The sequence below is a fragment of the Candidatus Electrothrix sp. genome (genome assembly GCF_052785085.1).
Genome location: NZ_JALAAI010000051.1, coordinates 1 through 25,114, shown reverse-complemented (window position 1 = coordinate 25,114; position 25,114 = coordinate 1). Strand labels below are relative to the sequence as shown.

At 46.2% G+C, this 25,114-nt stretch carries 22 protein-coding genes and 2 pseudogenes; 23 read left to right on the top strand and 1 reads right to left on the bottom strand.

Annotated features, from left to right (window positions below):
* From L2082_RS09870 to L2082_RS09845, 6 genes and pseudogenes are all read left to right on the top strand, one after another.
* A pseudogene (locus L2082_RS09870) lies at positions 1-95 on the top strand (transposase); the annotation flags it as partial.
* Positions 96-119: 24 nt separating this feature from the next.
* Positions 120-344, top strand: coding sequence for a hypothetical protein (locus L2082_RS09865; protein WP_446011023.1), 225 nt, complete (start codon positions 120-122; stop codon positions 342-344).
* Entirely contained in the window at positions 337-549 is a 213-nt protein-coding gene (locus tag L2082_RS09860; protein ID WP_446011024.1) for a hypothetical protein, read from the top strand. The genes L2082_RS09865 and L2082_RS09860 overlap by 8 nt, the downstream gene beginning before the upstream one ends.
* Before the next feature lie 109 nt (positions 550-658).
* Entirely contained in the window at positions 659-2,434 is a 1,776-nt protein-coding gene (locus tag L2082_RS09855) for a UbiD family decarboxylase (RefSeq protein WP_446011027.1), read from the top strand.
* Between the two features lie 89 nt (positions 2,435-2,523).
* Positions 2,524-3,228 (top strand): pseudouridine synthase, encoded by a 705-nt coding sequence (locus L2082_RS09850; RefSeq protein ID WP_446011025.1) that lies wholly within the window; start codon positions 2,524-2,526, stop codon positions 3,226-3,228.
* Positions 3,229-3,376: 148 nt separating this feature from the next.
* Positions 3,377-3,670: an HU family DNA-binding protein gene (locus L2082_RS09845; protein ID WP_446011697.1), complete on the top strand. Its 294-nt coding sequence runs from the start codon at positions 3,377-3,379 to the stop codon at positions 3,668-3,670.
* Between the two features lie 56 nt (positions 3,671-3,726).
* Here the strand turns inward: L2082_RS09845 and rimO are convergent, their stop codons facing one another.
* On the bottom strand, positions 3,727-5,091 hold the full coding sequence (gene rimO, locus L2082_RS09840) for a 30S ribosomal protein S12 methylthiotransferase RimO (RefSeq protein WP_446008413.1): 1,365 nt from the start codon (positions 5,089-5,091) through the stop codon (positions 3,727-3,729).
* Positions 5,092-5,402: 311 nt separating this feature from the next.
* Here rimO and argF point away from each other — a divergent pair, with 311 nt between their 5' ends.
* The 17 genes and pseudogenes from argF to pgm all read left to right on the top strand — a co-directional run bounded on the left by argF (position 5,403) and on the right by pgm (position 24,880).
* On the top strand, positions 5,403-6,323 hold the full coding sequence (gene argF / locus L2082_RS09835; protein ID WP_446008414.1) for an ornithine carbamoyltransferase: 921 nt from the start codon (positions 5,403-5,405) through the stop codon (positions 6,321-6,323).
* Positions 6,324-6,428: 105 nt separating this feature from the next.
* On the top strand, positions 6,429-7,628 hold the full coding sequence (locus tag L2082_RS09830; RefSeq protein WP_446008415.1) for an ATP-binding protein: 1,200 nt from the start codon (positions 6,429-6,431) through the stop codon (positions 7,626-7,628).
* Positions 7,629-7,700: 72 nt separating this feature from the next.
* Entirely contained in the window at positions 7,701-8,897 is a 1,197-nt protein-coding gene (locus L2082_RS09825) for an argininosuccinate synthase (RefSeq protein ID WP_446008416.1), read from the top strand.
* A gap of 35 nt (positions 8,898-8,932) precedes the next feature.
* Complete coding sequence (locus L2082_RS09820; RefSeq protein WP_446008417.1) at positions 8,933-10,624, top strand: AAA family ATPase; 1,692 nt, start codon at positions 8,933-8,935, stop codon at positions 10,622-10,624.
* A 2-nt stretch (positions 10,625-10,626) separates the two neighbouring features.
* Positions 10,627-12,321 (top strand): AAA family ATPase, encoded by a 1,695-nt coding sequence (locus L2082_RS09815; protein WP_446008418.1) that lies wholly within the window; start codon positions 10,627-10,629, stop codon positions 12,319-12,321.
* A 156-nt stretch (positions 12,322-12,477) separates the two neighbouring features.
* Positions 12,478-12,717 (top strand): annotated as a pseudogene (locus L2082_RS09810) (BrnT family toxin); the annotation flags it as partial.
* Complete coding sequence (locus L2082_RS09805) at positions 12,704-13,021, top strand: BrnA antitoxin family protein (RefSeq protein WP_446008419.1); 318 nt, start codon at positions 12,704-12,706, stop codon at positions 13,019-13,021. The pseudogene L2082_RS09810 and the gene L2082_RS09805, both read left to right, overlap by 14 nt.
* On the top strand, positions 13,014-13,223 hold the full coding sequence (locus L2082_RS09800) for a hypothetical protein (protein ID WP_446011696.1): 210 nt from the start codon (positions 13,014-13,016) through the stop codon (positions 13,221-13,223). Before L2082_RS09805 ends, L2082_RS09800 begins: the two co-directional genes overlap by 8 nt.
* Positions 13,224-13,240: 17 nt before the next feature.
* Positions 13,241-13,531, top strand: coding sequence for a hypothetical protein (locus L2082_RS09795; protein WP_446008420.1), 291 nt, complete (start codon positions 13,241-13,243; stop codon positions 13,529-13,531).
* Complete coding sequence (locus L2082_RS09790; RefSeq protein ID WP_446008421.1) at positions 13,521-13,913, top strand: toxin-antitoxin system TumE family protein; 393 nt, start codon at positions 13,521-13,523, stop codon at positions 13,911-13,913. Before L2082_RS09795 ends, L2082_RS09790 begins: the two co-directional genes overlap by 11 nt.
* Before the next feature lie 47 nt (positions 13,914-13,960).
* Positions 13,961-14,476 carry a hypothetical protein gene (locus L2082_RS09785; protein ID WP_446008422.1) on the top strand — a complete coding sequence of 172 codons (516 nt, stop codon included), beginning with the start codon at positions 13,961-13,963 and terminating at the stop codon, positions 14,474-14,476.
* Between the two features lie 86 nt (positions 14,477-14,562).
* Positions 14,563-18,150, top strand: coding sequence for a HEAT repeat domain-containing protein (locus L2082_RS09780; RefSeq protein ID WP_446008423.1), 3,588 nt, complete (start codon positions 14,563-14,565; stop codon positions 18,148-18,150).
* 465 nt (positions 18,151-18,615) lie between these two features.
* Positions 18,616-20,025: an argininosuccinate lyase gene (gene argH, locus L2082_RS09775; RefSeq protein WP_446008424.1), complete on the top strand. Its 1,410-nt coding sequence runs from the start codon at positions 18,616-18,618 to the stop codon at positions 20,023-20,025.
* Positions 20,026-20,039: 14 nt separating this feature from the next.
* The gene (locus L2082_RS09770) at positions 20,040-21,089 is read left to right on the top strand and encodes a fibronectin type III domain-containing protein (protein WP_446008425.1); all 1,050 of its coding nucleotides are present in this window, start codon (positions 20,040-20,042) and stop codon (positions 21,087-21,089) included.
* Positions 21,090-21,174: 85 nt separating this feature from the next.
* Positions 21,175-22,446: a diaminopimelate decarboxylase gene (gene lysA, locus L2082_RS09765; protein ID WP_446008428.1), complete on the top strand. Its 1,272-nt coding sequence runs from the start codon at positions 21,175-21,177 to the stop codon at positions 22,444-22,446.
* A 42-nt stretch (positions 22,447-22,488) separates the two neighbouring features.
* Positions 22,489-23,085 carry a nucleoside deaminase gene (locus L2082_RS09760; protein WP_446008426.1) on the top strand — a complete coding sequence of 199 codons (597 nt, stop codon included), beginning with the start codon at positions 22,489-22,491 and terminating at the stop codon, positions 23,083-23,085.
* A gap of 127 nt (positions 23,086-23,212) precedes the next feature.
* Entirely contained in the window at positions 23,213-24,880 is a 1,668-nt protein-coding gene (pgm, locus tag L2082_RS09755) for a phosphoglucomutase (alpha-D-glucose-1,6-bisphosphate-dependent) (RefSeq protein ID WP_446008427.1), read from the top strand.
* The last annotated feature ends 234 nt before the right edge of the window (positions 24,881-25,114 follow it).

Sequence of the window (25,114 nt, the reverse complement as noted above, 5' to 3'; positions counted from 1 at the left end):
TTGTTGAAGGACTCAATAACAGCATAAGAAACATTATTCGGACTGCGTTTGGATATAGAAATTTTGAAAATTTCAGGCTCAGAGTATTTGCGGAACATGGCGTTCCCCACTAATCTGCGATGAGCCTAAAAAAACAGCCGCTGATCACCTCGGCGGAAGACACCAAACTCAAGCTGACCGATGTGCTCAACCCGGATGGGGTGCTGCACCTGACCGGCAATAATCTCTTTTTCGATGAGGATGACCCGGACTGCTCCTGCGTTCTCCAGGGCACCCGCAGCGGTCAAGACCAGGCAGACCACCTTTGCCTCCATCTCCAACAGCGAAATCCTGCTGGTGCCTGACATCCCGGCTCAGAATGACCCGTGGAACAACGAGTACACCGTGTCGGTCAGCACCCAGTACACTGAGCACGGCACGGTCCGCACCGGTACTTTTGGCCGCAAACTGCGTACTCCGCTCAACATCACCCTGGGCAATGGCGAGGGCATCCTGACCGATAATGCCAATGCGCCGTATGTCACGGTGGACGGTGGCAAGATGGCGTAAGGGAAAGGGAAGGCCAATGTCATCAGAGATGAATATCCTGAAAAAAAGTTGTTCTTGTCTGAAAAAAAGAATAAAAGGAGAGAAACAAGACTATCTTTACCATTATATTATGACATCTCTCACTCATCTCCGCCAATACCTTGATATCCTCCGCCAGGAAGATGAACTCCTGGTTATCGAGACCGAGGTTGATCCCTATCTTGAAATAGCGGAAATCCACCGCCGGGTCATTGACAGCAAAGGCCCGGCCCTCCTTTTTACCAAGGTCAAAGGCTCTTCCTTTCCTGTGGTCACCAATCTTTTTGGGACCAACCGCAGACTGGAACTGGCCTTTGGCACGAGACCAATGGATTTTGTTGCAGATCTGGTACGACTGGCCGAGCAAGCCATGCCGCCGAGCCTGTCCACATTGCGGCAGGCAGCACCGCTGGCACTCCAGGCCGTAAAGATTGGCTTGAAAAACGTTAAACCAGGAGCTGCCCCTATTCTGGAGACCCTGCAGCAACCAGCCCGAATGACTGAGCTGCCCATGCTCACGTCCTGGCATTCTGATGGCGGGGCCTTTGTTACTCTACCACTGGTCTATACTGAGCATCCGGATGGACACGGTCATAATCTGGGCATGTACCGTATCCACCGCTATGACGACACCAGCACGGGTGTTCACTGGCAGATCCATAAAGGAGGAGGCTATCATTACAGTGCTGCAGAGGAAAAAAATCAATCACTGCCCATGACCCTGTTCATCGGTGGCCCGCCCGCCCTTATGCTCTCTGCCATTGCCCCCTTACCAGAAGACATCCCGGAACTGATGCTGGCCTCCCTGCTCCAGGGTAAAAAACTGGCTATGGCAAAAGATCCGCTGGGCGGTCATCGCCTGGTGGCGGAAACCGAATTTGCCATCAAGGGGGTTGTTCCACCCAAGCTCAGATATCCCGAAGGCCCGTTCGGTGATCATTATGGCTATAATTCCCTGGCCCATGACTATCCGGTCTTTCAGACCACCCATCTCTATCATCGCAAAGATGCCATTTATCCAGCCACTGTGGTTGGCCGCCCCAAACAGGAAGATTATTTTATCGGTGATTTTCTCCAGGACCTCCTCTCCCCCCTCTTTCCCTTGGTCATGAAAGGGGTGCAACAGCTCAAGACCTTTGGTGAGGCAGGATTCCACTGTCTGGCTGCGGCAAAAGTTGCTAATCGTTATCCCCGTGAGGCCTTTGCAGCTGGCCTGCGCATTCTTGGTGAGGGACAGCTCTCGTTAACCAAGTTCCTTATTATCACTGACGGTTCTCTTGATGTAGCTGACTTTGGTAAACTCTGGATACATATCCTGGAACGTATCCAATGGGACAGAGACCTCTTTGTCTTTGCCAATGTTTCCCAGGATACCTTGGACTACACCGGCCCTTCGGTGAACAAAGGCTCAAAAGCTATGATGATGGGGCTGGGGGAAAAACAACGGGACCTGCCCAGAGAGTTCAGCGGCAGCCTGCCTCCAGATTGTAGCCAACCCAATCCTTTTCTGCCCGGCACCTTAGTAGTGCAGGGAACGAGCTATAAAAACAATCCTGAGCTGGGATTGCAGCTTGCTGCCTGGGGCGGGGTAGCGGATTGGCCGGTTATCCTGCTGGTGGACTCCACTGCCGGGGCCACGGAAAGTATGCAGGAATTTATCTGGACCTTCTTTACCCGCTTTGAGCCAGCTGCAGATATTCACGGTAAGCAGCAACAGGTCAAACGCTTCCATGTGGGCCTGACTCCGCCTATTGTCTTTGATTGCCGGATGAAGCCCTGGTACACTGAGGTATTGGAGGTGGATCAGGCGACCAGGGAACTTGTGGACAGTAAATATAATAAGATTATTCCGGCGAAGTATAGATAATGAAGGATTGCGAAGAAAGGTAAAGGCACGGCGTGCCGTACCCTTTCATATTTTATTATCCCTCCCAAAAGGGAGGGATGACAGTCTGTATGGAAAGAATACAAAAAATTATAGCTCATGCCGGGGTTTGTTCCCGGCGCAAGGCAGAACAGTACATTGCCGAAGGCCGGGTCAAGATTGATGGAGAGCTGGTCACCCAACCTGGACTCAAGGTTGATCCTCAGCAAAGCCTTATTACGGTGGACGGCAAACCCTTGCAGGAAGAAAAAAAAGTATACATCCTGCTCCATAAACCAAGGGGCTATGTCACCACCCTGTCAGACCCTCAAGGCCGTCCAATCGTTACAGATTTGATCCCTGAAATCCCGGAACGTCTTTTCCCTGTAGGCCGACTTGATCTGGAGAGCGAAGGAGCCCTTCTGCTGACCAATGACGGTGCCCTGGCCAACCAGGTTCTTCATCCCCGTTTTGAAGTCAATAAAACCTATGAGGCAACCCTACAACGCCTGCCCCAAAAAACAGACTTGCAAAGGCTCGAACAAGGAATTATACTCGACGGTAAAAAAACTTGGCCTGCCCGACTCCGTATTCTCAAAAAAAAGAGAGATCTTACTGTGATTGAGATCATGATTCATGAAGGCAAGAAACGACAGGTCCGAAAAATGTTTCAGGCGGTTGGGCATGAGGTTATTCGTTTAAAACGAACAGCCTACGGACAATTGCGACTGCAAAATCTCCCCGAAGGAACATACCGTTTTTTGGGCAAAAATGATGTAAAGAAACTTTTTTTGTAAAAAAAATTAAATTCCCCTTTACATTCAGAAGCATACTTGCTTAAGTATTATTAATAGTAATAATATTTAGTGGTTTCTACTAATCTAATTTTTAACCCCTCGGCCTTGCAGTATTCGACTGCTGGTCCTGCTGTGAAAGGGAGAAGGTATGAATAAATCGGAACTTATTGAGGCATTAGCCGAAAAAATTGATCTGCCTGTACGTGAGACTGCTGCAATCACCAAGACCATCATTGACTCAATGAGCAATGCCTTGGTTGAGGGCGACTCCATTGAAATCCGTGGATTTGGAAGTTTTACCGTCAAGCAGTACGGAGCCTACACAGGACGAAACCCCAAATCAGGAGAGAAAATCAGCGTTGCTCCAAAAAAACTGCCCTTTTTCAAAGTGGGTAAGGATCTGAGAGAACGAGTTGACGCTGAAGCAAAGAAGAAAAAGTAAAAAATAACTCTTCTGCCCCGAACGGGGCAGAAGATCAATATCATCAAACCGTAACGTTATTTATTCTGTGCTCGGCTAATAATTCCACCGACCAGATCGTAGATATGGGCCTCGGTTATTTCAACTGTTACGAGATCTCCGGGGTCTGCTGTTCCGTCGTTAATTAAAACACAACCATCAATATCAGGGGCCTGATAGCGGGTTCGCCCTTCCAGGAGTAAATCAGTTTCCTTGCTCACTCCCTCCACCAAAACAACCTCTTTTTTTCCAACATACTGCGTCAACGTATTTGCACTGATTTTGGCCTGAAGCTCCATCACCTGGGCAAAACGCTTCTCTTGAATTTCCTTGTCTACCTTATCTGAAAAATCAGCAGCCAATGATCCCTGCTCAGCTTCATAGGAAAAAACACCCACATGATCCAACTGCCATCGTTGCAGACAATCAAGCAACTTCTCCAGGTCTTCTTCTGTTTCTCCGGGAAAACCAACCATCATGGTGGTGCGCAGGGCACAGTTTGGTAAAACCCGACGAATTTGAGCAATAAGTTGCTCTAGATCCTGCTGCCCGTAACGACGCCCCATACGTTGCAAAACAGGATCACTGACATGTTGGAAAGGTATATCAAGATAGGGAAGGATACGGGGTTGCTCAGCCATCAGCTCAAGAAGCCCTTCTGAAACCGAAGAGGGATAGAGATAAAGAAGGCGAAACCAGGGAATATCTGTTTGAACAAGGAGTTGGTTAAGGAGCCAAACAAGATTATCACCGGCTTCGGAGCCATCAAAATCATCACCATAGGCAGTCAAATCCTGAGCGATCAGGGATAGTTCTTTTACGCCTGCCTGTTCCAGGGCCTTGGCCTCAATAAGCAAATCCTGGACAGAGCGGCTACGCAAACCACCCCGGATCGTTGGTATCATACAATAGGTACAGCGATTATCACAGCCTTCAGTTATCTTCAAAGAACTGCGAAAAAAAGGTGTTGCTAATCTTCGGGGCAACTGACTATCAGTAAGAAACGTAGACGGTCCATCCAGGAATAAAGAGGGATTACCAGGGACCCAATTTTTAATCAGCGATGAAATTTCCTTTTCCTCATCAATCCCAATAAAGATGTCCACTTCCGGTAGCTCTTCCTGAAGTTCTTTGCCGTAACGCTGCACCATGCAGCCGGTAACCACCAGTTTTTTGTTTGGATCCTTCTCCTTATACTCTGCAAGTTCAAGAATCTTATCCACAGCTTCTTCCACTGCCGGGCGAATAAACCCACAGGTGTTAATGAGGAGCAACTCGGCCTCAGCCGGATCTTCCACAGTGGTATAGCCTTCCAGTTCAAGTACACCGAGCATCATTTCGGAATCGACCAGGTTTTTTGCGCAACCAAGGCTTGTCAGATGGAGTTTTTTTTGCATAGTCATTATCTCTCATGCCTTCTTAATTTAGCTCGCTATCTCATATCTTTTTGAATAAGGAGGGTAAAGCAGTGTCACACAGCTTTATAATGTCTTGTGTAACCTGTCAAGATGTAATCCTGTTTCTATGGAGCGTCACAGAAGGGAATGAGAAAAGAAAGTGTCATTTTATGAACCCGACAACAGAATTACTTTGCAAAAGCGATGTTTTTTTTATATCAATTATTTTTGGGCTCAAGGGCCTGTGTTCTGTTCAGCACAGACAGAGGAGACAGCTCGTACCAGCCTGCTTTTTGAACATCAAGATAAATATTACTATGAATACCCATTTATTAGCGCTACAGGATTTTACCCAAACACAGTTAAAGGCCTTGCTTGATCGAGCGGCAGTACTGAAAAAAGAAACTCAGAGCGGTCTGCGCCACCAGCAGCTTGCCGGAAAAAAAATATGCATGCTGTTTGAAAAGCCCTCGACACGGACCAGGGTATCCTTTGAAGCAGCTATGTACGAGATGGGCGGTCAGGTTATCTTTATGTCAGCCAAGGAAAGCCAATTGGGCAGAGGAGAACCTCTCAAAGATACAGCCCGTGTTCTGGCCCGTTATGTTGATGCCCTTGTGGTTCGCACCTTTGGTCAGGACGTCGTGGAAGAGCTGGCCCATTATTCTGCTGTCCCAGTGATTAATGCTTTGACTGACCTCCATCATCCCTGTCAGATTTTGAGCGATCTTATGACTGTGATTGAGCAAAAAGGCGACCTCAGCAAAGTAAAGATCGTTTGGATCGGTGATGGTAATAATATGGCCAACTCCTGGATTCAGGCAGCCTTTGCCTTTGGTTTTCCTTTGACCCTTGCCTGCCCAACAGGGTATGATCCTGACCCAACGATCCTCAAAGCAGCGCAACAACGAGCTGAACAACCGATTACCCTGTTGCGGGATCCTGTGGAAGCCATGCAGGGAGCAGATGTAGTGAATGTTGATGTCTGGGCCTCTATGGGACAGGAAGATGAGGCAGAAAAACGATTGGCTGTTTTCCAGCCCTATCAGCTCAATACAGCACTGCTCGCACATGCAGCTGTTGATGCCGTTGTCCTCCATTGCCTGCCTGCTCATCGGGATGAGGAAATCACCGAGGAGGTCTTAGAAGGCTCGCAGTGTGTGGCCTTTGATCAGGCGGAAAATAAGATGCATATGCATAAGGCTATCCTTGAATATCTGATCAACGGGATGGTATAATTTTGGTTTCTTGTTGTACTTCAATGTGCTTTTCAGAGCAGTTGACATTGCAACTCTTGACATGTAGATTGAACTTTAAAAGTTCAATATGCAAGAAAAACTGATATGCTTCAACGTACTCTGGAAACAAAGCTGAAAAAAACGGCAACGCAATATCCTGTGCTTACCCTTACCGGGCCGAGGCAGTCAGGGAAAACAACTTTGGTGCGGGCGGTGTTCAGTGAATACGACTATGTATCCCTTGAAGACCCGGAAACACGCTCTTTTGCTCAGGAAGACCCGCGCGGTTTTTTTAAGCAGTACAGCGGAAACGTCATTCTGGACGAAGTGCAGCGCACACCGGATCTGTTTTCCTATATTCAGGTGATTGTTGATCAGGAAGATCAACCGGGACAGTTCATCCTCACGGGGTCACAGAATTTTCTTCTGCTCAACTCTATCAGCCAGAGTTTGGCCGGACGTTGCGCTGTTTTTCACCTGCTCCCTTTTGCTTTGGATGAGTTACAGGGCATCCCGTCGTTTCCCGCGACCGAACTCGGCAGCGGCTTTCCGAGTGAACGCAGAAAGCCGGACCAAGACTTGAACGATCTGCTTTTTAAGGGCTTTTATCCCCGTATCCATGATAAAAAACTGGAACCACAGGACTGGTTGCGGAATTATTATCAGACATATATAGAACGGGATGTACGAGATATTGTTAATGTGGGTGATCTGGAAACCTTTCGTCGGTTTACTGCCCTGTGCGCAGGTCGATCCGGTCAGCTGCTGAATTACTCAGCCCTTGCTTCGGACTGCGGCATCACCCATACCACAGCCAAACGCTGGCTTTCGGTTCTGCAGGCAAGTTTTCTTATTGTCCTGCTCCAGCCGCATTATAAAAATTTCAGAAAACGGCTTGTCAAAACGCCTAAGCTTTATTTTCTGGATACCGGGCTACTCTGTCTGCTCCTGCGTATCTACAAGGCTGAAGATCTGGCGTTTCATGCAGCTCGTGGAGCTATCTTCGAGACCTTTGTCATTGCAGAACTGATGAAGAGGAAATTCCATATCTGCCCGGAAGCAGAATTTTCCTTTTGGCGAGACTCTGCTGGCCATGAGGTTGATTGCATTATTGAGCACGGCAGCAATGCGGTTCCGCTGGAAGTAAAGGTCGGCTGTACAGTGAACTCGGATTATTTCAAGGGACTCCGCTTCTGGTCGAATCTTACCGGAAACGACACCGCAAATCCCGGTGTTCTGATATACGGCGGCGACAACAGCATGGTTCGCAATGATGTCCATATTCATGGGTGGTGGAATTTTTAGTTTCCGATAGGGGCACGGCATGCCCCTACATCAACCGATCTTTTTAGAGAAAATAATCAAAAACAAAACATCATGAGCGTAAATAAAATAGTACTCGCCTATTCCGGCGGATTAGACACCTCAGTCATTTTGAAATGGCTGGCTGAAGAATATGAATGCCCCATTATTGCCTATGCTGCTGATATTGGCCAAACAGAAGACTGGGATGCAGTCCGAAAAAAAGGTATGGCAACCGGCGCGGAAAAAGTGATTATTTCCAATCTGCGGGAAGAATATGTCCGCGATTATATCTTTCCCGCCTTTCGAGCTAATGCCATTTATGAAGGCTCCTACCTCCTCGGCACCTCGCTGGCGCGCCCTCTCATTGCCAAGGAACAGGTTCGTATTGCTGAACAGGAAGGGGCAAATGCGGTCAGTCACGGAGCCACAGGCAAGGGCAATGATCAGGTTCGTTTCGAGCTGGGCTATCTTGCCCTGAACCCAAAATTGCAGATCATCGCACCCTGGCGAATCTGGAACCTCAATTCGCGCAAAAAACTGGTTGCCTTTGCCAAGGAACATAATATTCCCATCCCCACCACCAAGAAAAATCCCTACAGCTCGGATGAGAACCTGCTTCATATCAGCTTTGAAGGCGGCATTCTGGAAGATCCCTGGAATGAGCCGGAAGAGGAGATGTTCAAGCTCTCTGTGTCCCCGGAGAATGCCCCGGACAAAGCAACCTATATTGAGATGGATTTTGAGCAGGGTACCCCAGTGGCCATCAACGGTGAACGTTTAGGGCCGGTGGAACTGTTTACCGAACTCAATCGCCTGGGTGGTGAAAACGGCATTGGTCGTTTGGACATGGTGGAAAACCGCTTTGTGGGCATGAAATCACGCGGGGTCTACGAGACACCGGGTGGCACCATCCTCCGGGAAGCCCATCGGGATCTGGAAACCATCACCCTGGACCGGGAAGTCCTGCGCATCCGGGACAGCCTGGTACCGGAATATTCCAGGCTGATCTACAATGGTTTCTGGTTTGCACCGGAAATGGAAATACTGCAAAAAACCATGGATGAAAGCCAGAAGACCGTGAATGGCACTGTCCGCCTCAAACTCTATAAGGGCAACTGTATCCCGGTGGGTCGGAAATCCGACAACTCCCTGTACTCCGAAGCCCATGCCACCTTTGAGGAAGATGCTGTCTATGATCAGGCTGATGCGGGCGGTTTTATTCGCCTGAATTCCCTGCGCTTACAGATTCAGGCATTGAATCGGAAATAACGTACTCGGACAGAAAAAAGGAAAAAAAAGCAGACATGAAGATTCCTTACGGCGAAAGCGATTTCAGAAAGATCAGAACGGGCAAGTATCTATATATAGATAAAACCGCCTACGTACAGCAACTGGAGGAGCAGGGCAGCTTCAACATCCTGCTCCGCCCGCGCCGTTTTGGAAAGAGTCTGTTTCTTTCCACCCTTCTGTATTACTACGATACCAACCAAAAGGGTCATTTCGAAACCCTTTTTTCTAACCTGCACATCGGCGACAACCCGACAACGCTGAAAAACAGCTACCAGGTTCTTTTTATGGAATTCAGCGGCATCGCCGATACCGACGCCAAGGCGGTTGAGCAGGAATTCCGTATTGAAGTACAAAAACGGCTGTGTGATTTTCTGCGCCGCTACGGATACCCTGCGGAGAGCCTGCAGCAGGTGAAAGCGGCTCCTTCAGCAGCCTCGTCCATGAAAATATTTTTTTATTGGACAGTAGATGCAAATATCTACCTCATGATTGACGAGTATGATCATTTTGCCAATTCCATCTTGGGAACCAGTCTGGAACGCTTTCGGGAAATCGTCGGCAGGGGCAGTTTCATGCGCAGCTTTTATGAAACAGTCAAGACCGCAACTATGGAGGGTATTGTTGACCGTTTTTTCATCACCGGGGTTACCTCCATTACGCTGGACAGTATGACCAGCGGGTTCAACATCGGCGAGAACATAACCCATCACCGCCTGTTCAATCAGGCGCTTGGCTTCACCGAAGAAGAAACCGAAAGCATTGTCGAGCCACTGGCGCGGAGCTGCACTCTTGATCGAATTGCGCTTAAGAACGACCTAAAGCAATGGTACAACGGGTATCTATTTTCCGATGAACGGACGGAACGGGTGTATAATGCGGACATGGTGCTGTACTTTGCCAAAAATTTCAATAGGGAAACCTGCGCCTATCCCAAAGCGATGCTGGACGACAATATCGCTTCGGACTACAAGAAAATCATGCAGCTATTCGGGATCGGTGATCGGGCTGCAAATTTTACAACGCTGGAAAAGCTGCTCACCAATGGAGAGATTATCGGCCTCCATAGCAGAAAGCTTTCTGCGGATAAAAAGTTTGAGCAAAATGATTTCATCGCCCTACTGCTGTACATGGGCTTTGTGACCATTACCGGTACCTTGCTGAATCGGTTACGTTATGGTATTCCGAACTATGTTATCCAAAAACTCTATTACGATTATTTCAAAGAGGAGATCGAACAGCGAGCTCAAATCAGCATACCAAAGGACGAAATAGAAAATGCTGTGGCTGAACTTGCCTTGCATAATAGCATCAGTCCGCTAACCGAAGAAATCGGCAAGGTGCTGGCCTTGTTTTCCAACCGTGATTTCATGAACATGGATGAGAAGCACATCAAGGCTGTAATTCTGACCTTGTTATATCAATCGGAGGCGTATTTTATTCGCAGCGAACCGGAGGTGAACAATCGCTACCCGGATATTCTTTTGCTGGAACGTAGTCCCTTTGAACTGCCTAATCAGTTTCTCTTTGAACTGAAGTTCTGTAAGAAGAAAGACGGGAAAAAGGGATGGGAGCAAAAAAGGGAAGAAGGGGGCAGGCAGGTGCAGGGATATTTGGAGTTGGAGGATGTACGTTGTCTGGATAAGCTCAGGGCCTATCTGCTGCTGACTGATGGCTGCGAGATTGAGGCGGTCGAGATTGCGCCATGATCATGAAAATCCCTTACGGCGAGAGCGATTTCAGAAAAATCAGAACCGGGAATTATCTGTATATAGATAAAACCCAGTATATACAAAAGCTGGAGGAGCGGGGTAGCTTCAACATCCTGCTTCGGCCTCGTCGTTTTGGCAAAAGTCTGTTTCTCACAGCACTTCAATATTACTACGACATTCACTGTAAAGATGAGTTTGAGGCATTATTCGGCGGGTTGACCGTAGGAGAAAACCCTACCCCATTGCGCAACAGCTATCAGGTGCTTGTCTTTAACTTCAGCGGGATCGCTACTGATGACGCCGAGACCATCAGACGTAATTTCACCAGCCGGGTTGAAAACTGTTTGCTCGCCTTTCTTGAACAATATAATTACAGCCCGGATGCAGCCGAAGAAGTCAGGGCCAAGGAAAGCCCCCAGGAAAAAATAGACAGCCTGTTCCGCATGTGTAGCGGGAAAAAACTCTATTTGCTCATTGACGAGTATGATCATTTTGCCAATGCTGTTCTCGGCAACAGCCTAGAACTTTTCACGCGCATCGTAGGCAAGGGTGGATTTGTTCGAGCCTTTTACGAGACCATAAAAATTGCAACAGGACAAGGGGTTGTTGATCGTCTTTTTATCACTGGCGTAACCTCCATCACATTGGACAGTATGACCAGCGGCTTCAATATCGGAAAAAATCTTTCCTTTGAAAAAGCGTTTAACCAGTCAATGGGTTTCACTCGCAATGAGACAATGCAGGCGGTTCAAACACTCGCCGACACCTGCGGGTTTGATGCACAAAAAATAACAAAAGACATCGCACAATGGTACAACGGTTATCAATTCAGCAGCCGGGCAGAAGAAAAAATATTTAACCCGGATATGGTTCTCTATTATATTGATAGATTCAACCTTGAGGACTGCTGCCCACCTGAACAAATGCTGGACGACAATATCGCCTCCGACTACGGAAAAATCATGCAGCTGTTCTCGGTCGGTGACCCAGAGGCTAATTTCCGTACTCTGGAGGAGTTAATCGTTGATGGTCAGCTTATGGGACAACATAAGCACAAACTTGACCCTGATGTAAACAAGCCTTTTGAGCGGGATGACTTTATCAGCCTACTGCTCTACATGGGCTTTATCACCATCAACGGCAGAGTGCTTGATCAACTGCGCTATAATGTGCCCAATCATGTTATTTCTCGTTTATATTTTCAATACTTTAAAAAAGAGATTGAACAGCGGGCACAGATTAACCTGGATTCGCGCCTGCTCGCGGAGGCAGTACGCCAGCTGGCCTTGCACAACAACATTGCTCCGCTGACCAAAGAAATCAGCAAAGTCCTTGCCCTTTTTTCCAATCGTGATTTCATGCGGATGGATGAAAAGCATATCAAGGCTGTTATTCTGACTCTGTTGTATCAATCTGAGATATACTTTATCCGCAGTGAGGCAGAGGTGAATAATCGCTACCCGGATATTCTCCTGTTGGAACGCAGCCTCTTTGAAGTACCGAATCAGTTCCTGTTTGAGTTGAAATTCTGTAAGAAAAAGGATGGGGAGCGGGGCTGGCAGCTGAAAAGGGAAGAAGGAATCAAGCAGGTGCAGGGGTATCTGGAGTTGGAGGATGTCAGCGTGTTGCCCAAGCTCAAGGCCTATCTGCTGCTGACTGACGGTACGGAGATTGAGGCGGTGGAGGTCGGGTAATCATAGTCAACCGACAGGAACAAGCGATTTATTCGGATTGGCAGCAAGGAGAGAATACATGCCGGAATTAAGCATGAAAAAACAGAAATTCAGTATAGAACTGTTCTTGTTGTATATACAATAAGTGCATGAAATACAAATGGGGATGAGAACAAAAATGCCGTAAATCGAAAAAAGCATAAGGTTGATTTCAATCAAGTAGTGAATTTTGAGTGGGACAGTGCTTGTGAATATATTGATGACCTCCAAGATTACGGTGAAATTCGTTACTGTGCCTTGGGATATATTGGTGTTCGTATTTTTCATTTGACCTTCACGTATCGAGATGAAACTATACGGATAATCAGCTTTCGCAAGGCAAGCAAAAGAGAGGAAAGACAATATGCCGAAGCTTAAACCTGGAACAGTCCCGACCACTAACGAAGAAGATCGTCGTATTAAAGAGGGAATTGCCGCCGACCCGGATATCTCTGAAATGACGGATGAAATGCTTGCCAATGCACGTCCTGCAAGTGAAGTGCATCCAGAAATCGTGGAATGGTACAAGCGCACTCGTGGCAAACAGAAAAAACCGATTAAGACACCGATATATATCCGCTTGGATAATGACATTGTTGAGCACTTCAAGTCCGGCGGTAAAGGTTGGCAAACCAAAATCAATGATGCACTCCGAAAATCTATGAATTCGCAATATGCGTGAACAGCAGTCCGGCACACAACAAGTTGCCGGTATAGCTTCGAAATTACAGTTGCGGATGCCCTGTGCATCGAAGGCGACACAGAAGCATTCACTGTTGGCGGGAATATGGATCGGTAATAATTACAAACCACCACAAGTGACCATGCTTCAGAAATCGGCGAGAATTTTCAAGCAGCAAGGGCGAGCGGCCTGCTCAATTTGATATCAAGGAGAGGAAACATGCCGGAATTAAAATTGGTGTCTCCCGGCAAAAGGGAGATACGGGCGATAGTGGAGGCTGCTCTGGATAACGAGTTAAGTTTACTGGAGGCAGGAATACGGCGGACGGAGCACAAGCTTAGAACGTTTGAAGAAAAATACACCATGAACACAGAGCAGTTTCTTGCTGCTTATGAGAATGATCGCCTTGAAGAGACGCTTGACTTTGCGGAGTGGGTCGGCGAAATACGTATGTTGAACAGGCTGCATGAAAAAACAGAAACCCTGAAGAGTATTCAGTTTGAAAATTGAAGACTATTTCAAAGCGATTCAGGATACTGTCGATTCCTGTGGTCTTGTCAGGCTGAAAAATATTACCTATGACAAACGGGGAACATACGAAGGTTTTCTACGCGGTGAGCTGCATTTTTCAGATGATTCCGTTCTTCATTTTCGTGAGTTCGTTGATGCCGAGGCAGCACCTCCTGAACGTCTGATGTACACATATCACTATACAAACTCGGAAGGCAGGTTGACCTTTCGGTATGACAATACCAATCATCACAAGAAACTCGGATTGCCGACATGGCCGCATCACAAGCACGACGGCAGTGAATGCAATGTGATTGCATCCAAAGCCCCTGTGCTCGGCAAGGTGCTTGAAGAAATTGAACCGCTGGTTCAGCTGATGTGATTGCTGATTTGAGGACGTTATCAAAATAAAAAGTTAGGAGCAACCTTATGGGACGACTGAAATTACCTGATAATCTTGATTTTACCTACAAAGAAAGATATTTATCGGAAGCAACTTTTGTTTTGATGTTGATTCAGGGGAAAGGTGAAAAAAAAGACTCTATCTATGCATACCTTGGTATCAAAGCAAAAGTATTAGAAGAACTCTGTCGGGAAATCAATAGTAACAAGAACGTTGATTTGGCAAGCTATGGTAAAATTTTTTGCAATGGTGAAGGAGAAAATCCTTCTAAGGAACACCATAGTTTTATGGAAGAGAGCTACTTCTTCAATCACGATGATATTAATGTCGGAATTCTAATAGGGCCGGGGGGTAGAACGGGCGGCAGAGGTACGAACCTAGGTGCTCAAGTTTTTATCCTGGATATTCAAAGAATAAAGATAGGTGTTATTTCTACACAATCAATATGTTTGGAGGATGCAATTGCTATTGCGAATAAAATCCATGTAGTTGATACAGAAAACAGTGAAATGATTTTCTATAAACAGCCTGAAGATGAGTAACATCCTTAAATTATTTAACCTGGAAATTAAATAGAGATAGAGCATTTCATACTTCAGGCTATGGTTTTTATCACAATAAGATGATCATGAAAAATAATACTAAAAAAATAGCAATAGATGCCACTCTCTGTCTTGCTGGAGCAGGAATTTGTTATTGTGTTGCTGAAAAAGCGATGGCTGTTATTTTGCTTGATGTTTTTACTCAAAGTGTAACTGGAAATTCATTTACAGATCTCGCACGTAGGGTATTGAGTAAGCTAGGAGTTAAGAAAGATAAAAAGAATTTTTTATTTACTGAAAATTTTATTCTTGTACTAGGAGAGGCATTGGAAAAGACTATTCCAATAAAAAAAATTAAAGAATATAAGCTTGATTCAGTAGATAACGTATGTAAAGAAAATGTTAAAAGTCTTAGGAACGACTTGAAAAAGTTTATTAAGTATCAACAAGGAGATTTCGAGGTATTTCTTCAGCAGGTAAAAGCTTATGAAATTATTTCTGTGGAAACAACTTCTGTTGAAAGTCGCTTACAGGAATATTTAGAAAAAAAACTTATTGGATGCGATAGAAAGCTAGCCACTGACATTATTAAACTTATAAACATCAATGAGTTGATTGTAAATTTCAACAATAGTGTTGAAGAGATTCCGGGAGATACGCGTGAAATGTTAATGTTGATCTCCAAAAACCATAAAATATTAGAAAGTATTGACGAGAGGACAGCGCAAATTCCTAATATTGCCGCAAAGACAGATGATATTCAGGATGAGGTGGGAAATATTAAGAAAATAGTATCTCGTTGGGAGGAAGGAAAAAAGTTTTACTTAGCTGCAGAATACGGAGAAAGTAAAAGAATCTCTGAAATTTATTCCGTTGCCCTTTCAAGAAAGTATGGGAGCATGAAAGTTGACTTCTTGGAAGATGGCCTACAAGGTGATCGGTCTTTCAATATAAAAGCATTGTATTGGCCTCTCAAGCTGAAGAAATTCAAAGACCGTTACCAAGAAGAAGATAGACCGTCGCGCGCCGGAAATTCTGCTCCCCCGGAAAGAGAAAATAAAGAGCAACTGCAAGTTTCTACTGAAAAATTTTCAATAGGAGCGGAATTGCAAAGGAATCCTCGTCTTGTAGTGCTTGGAGAAGCCGGGGCTGGCAAATCAACCTTGACAGCTTGGCTTGTTATAGCTGAACTATTACGAAGGAGTGATGATCCCTCATGTAAAGATTTTCCAGATATTGAAGAACTTGGCTCCGTCAAAAACAGACTTCCTGTGATTATACAATGCAATGCTATCAAGAGTTACCTTGCAGAAGACAGGGGAGCGGATTTTAATGATATATTGGATCGTTATGTTAAGGATCTTTTTCGTACGCAGGCCATTGATAAGTCCGTCAAGGATCTTGTGAGAAGTTTTCTGACAGAAAATTTTAATCAAGGTCAGGTAATTTTAATTTTTGACGGTTTAGATGAAGTTCAATCAGAGCAAAAAAGTGAAAATCTTGTCGATCTTATTACGCAGCTCGCCCAGAAGTATACTTCTGTCCCGATTATTTTGACTTCACGTATTGAGGACTATAGTCAAAGGACACAAGGAAGATTAACAACATCAGGATTTCAGCACGTTGAGATTAGCAGTCTCAGCATTAGTGAACGGGATAGATTTATTGACCATTGGTGCCGTATCAAGGGAACAGCGCAAGATGAGTTAGAAGAAATTGTGCCGCAAATAAAACATTCTATTCGCACGCTAGCTTACCTTAAGGAGAGAACAAAGAATATCTTTATGCTTACAATTGTAACGCATTTATATCTTAACGGAAGATCGGAAAATCTACGTAATGATGGCCTGTTACTCCATGAGGTTGTGAAATGCTTTATTCATAGAAAGAATAGAGGCGAATTAAAAAATATTACATTATTTCTCGGATATATTGCTTATGAAATGCGCAAAGAGAAAACAGTTTCTATAGATATACAAGATGTTATTTACTTATTTGAAGAAGAAAATAGATTTTTTTCTAAAGATACTAAAGAATGGCTGCTAAAGTCTAGAAAAACTGGATTGCTCATTGAAAGTGATGGTACTTATAAATTTTCTCATGATTTTTTCTGTGATTATTTTGCTGGCTCTGCAATTAAAGAAAGAAGATTTCCAGGATATGATCGTCATACAGGAGGAGAAGTATCACGCTTTATACGAATTTTATCAGGAAAGGTTCAGGAAAAATATATATCTGGAGATAAATATGAATATATCGTCGCTCGAGAGTGGCAGGCACCTATTAGATACTGCCTGAATATTTGTGATGATGGGGATAAAGAACAATGTCTGTTGCGTATGATTAACACAGATGACGACGAGAATCCACAGGAAACAGTTCGTGCTCGATCTGTAATGGCAGCTTTCTGTTTGAAAGAAGTCAGAAAAGATGAAAATGTAGAAGAAGAAGTGGGGAAGGAAATAATAGAAAATTTAGTAAAAAATATTCGAAAATACGATGAACTATTTGATACTGAACTTAAGAAAGTATCTATAGAATTATGGAAAACTGAATGGAAAGGTATACTTGAAAATATGCTTCTGGAGAATTTCATCACATCAAATGGTGCTGACCGTGTAGAAATAGGGGCTTTTTATAGTGAGTTTACCTTCTGTGACTTCTCGGAAGAAAGTGAAAACAAAGAGGGTATCGTAGGATTATCTGAAGAAAATTTGGTTGAGGACTTAATTAATGAACTGAATTCAAATGATTACAAAAAAACAATACGAGCTTCGCTGATATTGCTTGAGAGGTTTTACCGAAAAAAAATCAGATATGATTTACGTCTAAACAATGCCTTATTCAATTTAATTCAAAAAGGTATAACGTGCTCAACAGCTGAAAAATCAGCAATAACATATGTAGCGGTATGGACATTATATTGGCTGCATTACAATTACACAGAAGATTCTATCTATCAAAAACCTAGTGAAGAGCAGATTGAATATTTATACACATTACTTGAGTATCCTGAATCGGACAAGTATGCAGTCGCCAAATGCATTGATATTTTAAAGATTTTTAAATCACCTGGCCGGGAAAAATATCGTTTCACGAGTGAAGATCGTATTTATAACTGGATAGAGCTTGCTGAAACAGGAAAAAGGAAAAATTTTTCTGCAAATTTTACACAGTCTATTGATGAAAGACTGGTGGAAAATTTAATCAAAAAACTTGATGATGAAGAAAAGATAGTCCGAGAAAATTCTGCCCTTCTATTAGGACGTTTCAATATTTGGAAAGAAAAATCGGTGCAACCACTGCTTGATGTCTTGCATGACGAGACAAAAAGTGATGACTCTAAATTGGAAGCTGTCGAGTACTTGGGATGCATTAGGTGCAATGACTCCATTGTCGGTTTAATCGAAGAATTAGAAAGTGACGATTCAGAAAGAAGGTTTTACGCCATGCTGGCCCTTGTTGGTTTGAGCAATACTCGGGCCATTGAGCCTCTTTTGGCTAAATTAAACCATTCCCAAGCTGAAACCCGACAATATATTGCTACGATTCTAGGTACATTAGAAGACCTTAGAGTGCCTGACGTGTTGACCAAACTTGTAGAAGAAGATAATAATGAGTATGTGAAAAAGGAATGCCGAAAAATACTTAAGCGAATTTATCAGGATTTATAAAAAAAACCGATTCTCCTTGTCTGGATTCCCACCAAAATCACTGGCTCTGAACTGGCAAATCCGGGCTACCAGCTACCAGCCGGGACAAAAGTCCGGGTTCTGAGGTCTCCAAATTCGAAAAAAGTCGGCATGCTTCATATCCCAGTTGACACTTTTTGGACGAGCTGATTCTCAGCTCAAACAAGGATAATATACAAATCAAAGTAAATTCATATAGTTAAACTGTCACCTCCATTATTCCATAACAATAATTTGGCACATTTCTCGCGAAAAGTATCAAATACTTTTGGGGGCATATGAAGCATGCCAAAAAGTCTTGCAATGAACACTCCATGTAATCAAAGGATGATTTTGCAATAACAGATGAAGAGCTTTTGACAGCTCTGCATTGAAATGCTACAAGATTCCCGCTATGCTGCGGCCAGACAATCCGAACAGAAATGATAAGCTACTAAATATACCCCTATGACCGAACCCAATAACCAAGAACAAACATCAAGCAAACTCTGGGGCGGCCGCTTTGCCGAGCAGACCGCAGCCTCGGTGGAGGCATTCACCGAATCCATCTCCTACGACTGGCGACTGTACCGGCACGACATCTTGGGTTCCAAGGCCCATGCCCGTATGTTGGCCAAGCAGGGCCTGATCAACGATGAAGAACGCGACGCCATCATTGCAGGCCTGAGCGAGATTGAGCAGGAAATTGATGAAGGTGCCTTTGAGTTCCGAGCCGAGCTGGAAGATATTCACATGAATATCGAAAAGGCCCTGACCGATAAAATCGGTGCTGCCGGAGAAAAGCTGCACACCGCCCGCAGCCGTAACGATCAGATCGCCCTGGATATACGCCTTTACCTCCGAGATGAGGGGGAAGTACTGAATCATCTTTTAACTGAGGTTCAGAAAGGCTTCACCCGCCTGGCCCGTACCAATCTCGGAGCTGTGATGCCGGGATATACCCATCTTCAGCGTGCCCAACCGGTTCTGCTTTCCCATCATCTCCTGGCCTATATGGAGATGTTCGGGCGGGATCGGGAACGAATCGCCGACTGTATGAAACGAATCAACATCATGCCCTTGGGTTCAGCAGCCCTTGCTGGCACCGGCCTGCCCATTGACCGGGACTTTGTTGCTCAGGAACTAGGCTTCCCGGCAGTCACAGCTAATTCTATGGATACCACGGCAGATCGCGATTTTGCCATGGAACTCCTTTTCTGCCTGACCACCATTCAGCTTCATTTAAGCAGAATGGCTGAGGAGTTTGTTCTTTGGGCCTCCAAGGAGTTTGATTTTATCCGTATTGGCGATAAGTACTGCACCGGCTCTTCCATCATGCCGCAGAAAAAGAACCCGGATATCCCGGAGCTGATTCGGGGTAAGGCCGGACGGGTAACCGGATCGCTGGTCTCCCTGCTCATGACGGTCAAGGGGTTACCACTCACCTATAACCGGGATTTACAGGAAGACAAGGAGCCGCTCTTTGATGCCCTGGATACAGTCAAAGCCAGCCTTTCCATCACAGCGGAACTCTTGGTCAACAGCAGCTTTGACACCCAAAAAATGCAAGCTGCCACCTATGGCGGTTTTATGACAGCCACTGATATTGCTGATTACCTGGTCAAGAAAAACATGCCCTTTCGCCAGGCACACGGCGTGGTGGGCAGAATTGTTGCTCTCTGCCAGGAGCGTGATATAGAGCTGATTGAGCTGAACCTGAATGAGCTGCAAGAATTTTCAGATTTGATAGAGGAAGATATTTTTGATGTCCTTTCCGTGGAAGGCTCGGTCAACAGCCGGGTGTCCATAGGTGGTACCTCGAAGTTGCGGGTTGCCGAAGCCTTGGAACGTGCGGAACAACAACTGGGGATAGTATGATGAAAAGAGATGTTATGAAGCGAGGTTCTCTTGTTTGCTGCCTACTGGGTGGTCTGGTGTTGACCAGCCTGAGCGGTTGCGGATACAAAAACGATCCCGTGGCCCCACAGGCCCTGGTTCCTGTTCCGATTGATGACCTCCGCTATGAGCTGACTGATAACGGAGCTGTCCTGCATTGGAGTTATCCTACTGAAACCGTGAGCGGCGAGGATCTGACCGAGATTGATTCCTTTATGCTCTATCGGGCAGAGGTACCCGCAGCTGACTACTGCGATACCTGCCCTGTTCCTTTCGACAGTCCGATCAAGGTGGATGGTGGAGTTATTCCTGAACGTGAGGGAAAAAGGGCGACCAGTTATGACATAGGTTTCCTGCGACCGGGCCATAAATATTTCTTTAAGGTACTCAGTCGAACCGGCTGGCTCACCCCATCTGCAGACTCCAACCAGGTCAGTTTTACCTGGGAAACACCGCCTGCAGTCCCGCAAAATCTGGTTGCGGAAGCCAGCGACAGCATGGTTTCTCTCCAGTGGCAGCCGGTTTCTGAGCATCTTGATGGCAGCACCGCAGATGCGATCAAGTACCAAGTTGCCCGGAAAGAAGATAAGGGTTCTTTCAAAAATATTGGCGAACTCCTCACTATGCCGGAATATGTGGATACAGAGGTAAATGGGGGGCATACCTACACCTATCGGGTACAGGCCCTGAGTGAGTATGAGGGTGATATGGTTGCTGGTGAATTCAGCACACCGTATCAGGCCGAGGTGATTGATCTCTTTGCTCCGGCAACACCGGAGAATGTTACCACCGTCCGTACAGCCAATTCGGTCAAGATCTTTTGGGATCAGGGAGACGAAGCAGACCTGGCCGGTTTTCGGATATATCGTCGCTTGGGTAACGAGGATGCCCCCATCATGATTGGTGAGGTAAAGATGCCCTATAATATCTACGAAGATACAGAAGCACCGGACGAGAATATGTATGTCTATTACTCAGTCAGCAGTTTTGACGAAAGTGATCCACCAAATGAAAGTGAACGTTCTGCTGAGGTAGAGGCGGAATAGTTTTCCCTTCGGGACACCTCGTCCCGGAGGGACGGAACAAACATAGCCCACCGTTTCAACGGTGGGTGAATTAAAATACAATACCATGAATCATTTTACCTATAAAAACGGCGTCCTCTGCTGCGAAGACAAACCTGTGCAGGATATCGCCAAGGAAGTTGGCACCCCTTTTTATCTCTACAGCACCGCCACCCTCCAACGTCATTTTGATGCCTTTGACTCCGGTTTTGACGGAATGAAACACCAAACCTGTTTTGCAGTCAAGGCCTGTTCCAATCTCTCCATCCTTCATCTTTTTGCTCAAATGGGCGGTGGTGCTGATATCGTTTCCGGTGGTGAGCTGTTCCGGGCAATGAAGGCCGAGATTGATCCGCAAAAGATTATCTACTCCGGTGCAGGTAAGACCAGGACAGAAATCCGCGAGGCCCTGGAAGCCGGTATCCTTATGTTTAATGTGGAATCTCCCCAGGAATTAGACCGCATTCAGGAGATCGCAGCGGAGTTGAAGCTCACCGCTCGAATTGCCTTCCGCATCAACCCGGATGTGGACCCGAAAACCCATGCCTATATCTCCACCGGTCTGGCAAAAAATAAATTCGGCATTCCCGTAGACGAGGCCCTGGAAGAATATCTGCGCGCCAAAGAAATGGAAAATATTGAGATCGTCGGGGTGAGCTGCCATATCGGCTCCCAACTGACCCAGATTGATCCCTTTATCGAAGCCCTGCGTAAGGTAAAAAACTTTGTTGCCAAGCTGGAACAGAAAGGCATCCATATTCAATACCTGGATCTGGGTGGTGGGGTTGGTATCACCTATGATGATGAGCAGCCTCCTCATCCTGTTGACTATGCTGCTGCCATAAAAGAAGAACTGGCTGGTATGGATTGCACTCTGATCCTGGAACCGGGCCGGGTCATCACCGGTAATGCTGGTGTCCTGATCACTGAGATTCAGTACACCAAGATGAACACTGGCGGAGAAAAAGAAAAACGCTTTGTGATTGTGGATGCAGCCATGAACGATCTTTCCCGCCCTTCTCTGTACAGTGCTTACCATGAGATTCTGCCGGTTCAGGAGCCTGCTGAGGGGACGGAACAACATGAGGTTGATGTGGTTGGGCCCATCTGCGAAACTGGTGATTTCATGGCCCGTGACCGGATGATGCCGGAGGTGCAACCCGGTGAGTTGCTGGCTGTGATGAGCTGCGGGGCCTATGGTTTTTCCATGTCCTCCAACTATAATTCCCGCCCTAAAGTGGCTGAAGTCCTGGTCAGCGGTGACCAGTTTCGGGTTATCCGCCAGAGAGAGAGTTATGAGGACTTGCTGCGAGGGGAGGAGTTGACGGCGTTGCCCTGATGTTTCGTACTAAGAGGAAAAGAAAAATAACGGCGGTTAAATATGTTCAAACAACCATATAGTATTCAGTTCTCATTACCCAAATGGATTCCTGATTTTGTGAACGAGACATTGACTATACGGAATATTCGGAATATTGAAGATCGCATGAGTTTTATCATTGAAGCATCAAGGAGAAATGTATTAGAAAAAACAGGGGGACCTTTTGCGGCAGGAATCTTTGAAATCGAATCAGGAAAATTGATTTCGATAGGCGTTAATCTGGTTACAACACAAGGATCATCTATTCTTCATGCAGAAATGATTGCTATTGCGATAGCACAAAGGAAACTGGGTACTTACGACTTAGGCGGCGAAGGGATTGCACAACATGAGTTAGTAACAAGTGCTGAGCCGTGCGCAATGTGTTTTGGTGCTATTCCCTGGTCTGGAGTGCGTCGAGTTGTGACAGCAGCAAAAGATGCTGATGTCCGTAACATAGGTTTTGATGAGGGACCAAAGGTTACAGATTGGAAAAAAGAGCTGACAGATAGGCAGATTGAGGTTCTGTTTGAAATAAAACGTACTGAGGCTCAACAAGTCTTAAATGAGTATTTACAAGTTGGTGGAAGGGTTTACAACTCAAGAGAGTCAAGCTGAGGCTGCTACGAACGAAGAGAAAAATGTTTAGAACCAAGCCCTTAATCAGCTCTGCTACCGAATCAGGCAGTTGTGCAACGCACTGTTGCCTTGACGGAGTGATAAAAAACGAACACAAGGGAAGAGCATGAGCACACATCCTCTGGCAGGCAAACCTGCCCCGAAATCCATTTTAGTCAATGTCCCGGAGCTTATCTCCGCCTATTTCACTGTGAAGCCTGATATCCGTGAGGCTGCCCAACGCATCAGCTTCGGTACTTCCGGTCATCGCGGCAGCCCGCTGAAACGAAGCTTCAACGAGGCCCATATTCTGGCTGTGACCCAGGCCGTCTGTGAGTATCGACAAGAGGCAGGTATTGACGGTATCCTCTTCATGGGTATGGATACCCACCCTCTGTCCTGGCCTGCCCAGCTGACCGCACTTCAGGTCCTTGCGGCCAACAAGGTTGAAGTTCGCATCGCTGCCGGTTCCGGTACTGACCAGTTCGGGTACACACCGACCCCGGTGATCTCCCATGCTATTCTGACCCATAATCGCATGGATGATGAGAGCGATGACAGCAGAAAACTCTGTGACGGTATCGTCATTACCCCTTCCCATAATCCGCCAATGGATGGAGGTTTCAAGTATAACCCCCCGCATGGCGGTCCGGCGGATACGGATGTAACCAAGGTTATCGAGGCCCGCGCCAATCAGATCCTTGAGGAAAACCTTGCTGCGGTAAAAACAGTTCCGCTTCAGCAAGCTTTAAATGCAGAGAGCGTACAGCTGTATGACTACATCACCCCCTATGTCAACGATCTGGAGCAGGTTATTGACATGGAGGCCATCGCCCAATCCGGTATCCGTATCGGTGCGGATGCAATGGGCGGGGCCGGTATGGCCTATTGGCAGGCTATCAAGGAACGGTACGGTCTCAACATGGAAATTTTCCATGACAACCTGGATTCCACGTTCTCCTTTATGCACTGCGACAAGGACGGCAAGATCCGGATGGACTGCTCCTCGCCGTATGCAATGGCGGGCTTAGTGGCGATGAAGGAAGATTTTGCTATCGCCTTTGGCAATGACACCGATTTTGATCGGCACGGCATTGTCACCAAGAATGCGGGCCTGATGAACCCCAACCATTACCTGAGCGTGGCTATTTCCTACCTGGCGCAAAACCGCCCCCAATGGCGGAACGATCTCAAGATCGGCAAGACCCTGGTCAGCAGCTCCATCATTGACCGGGCAGCAGCTCATCTTGGTCGGGAAGTGGTTGAAGTACCCGTGGGCTTTAAGTGGTTTGTGAACGGCCTGCTTGAGGGAACAATTTTTTTCGGCGGCGAAGAAAGTGCCGGGGCCAGCTTCCTGCGTAAGGACGGCACAGTCTGGAGCACAGATAAGGACGGGATTATCCTCAACCTGCTGGCAGCGGAGATCACCGCGAAAACCGGACGAGATCCGGGAGAGCATTATCAGGATCTGACCCAACAGTTCGGAGCCCCCATCTATGCCCGCATTGATGCCCCGGCAAGCCCGGAACAAAAGGCGGTGCTGAAAAATCTCAAACCTGAAGATGTACAGGCGACCTCTTTGGCCGGAGAACCTATCACGGCGGTGCTCACTAATGCACCGGGCAATGATGCCCCCATCGGCGGCCTGAAGATCGTGGCGGAAAACGGCTGGTGCGCCCTGCGGCCTTCCGGGACCGAGGATATCTACAAAATTTATGCTGAAAGCTTTATTGACGAGACTCACCTGAGCCGGATTCAGGAAGAGGCCAAGGCAATGGTTGCGGGGTTGCTGTAAGAGACAGGGAAGACAGGATAGCCTCAGCAGGGGCTTTCCTGCCTTGATGCCACACCTTGATAAAACATCGGATAAATAATACACTTAATGGTGCGGGACAATATTAACCCAACTTTGTGAGAATCATTATCGAAACAATCCTAACTACCTGATTATTCGTTGGGCGTAAAAATATTTTTCGTTTATTATCAAGTAATTATATTTTTCAAGGCTTTTGCGGTGCCAAGAAATGAT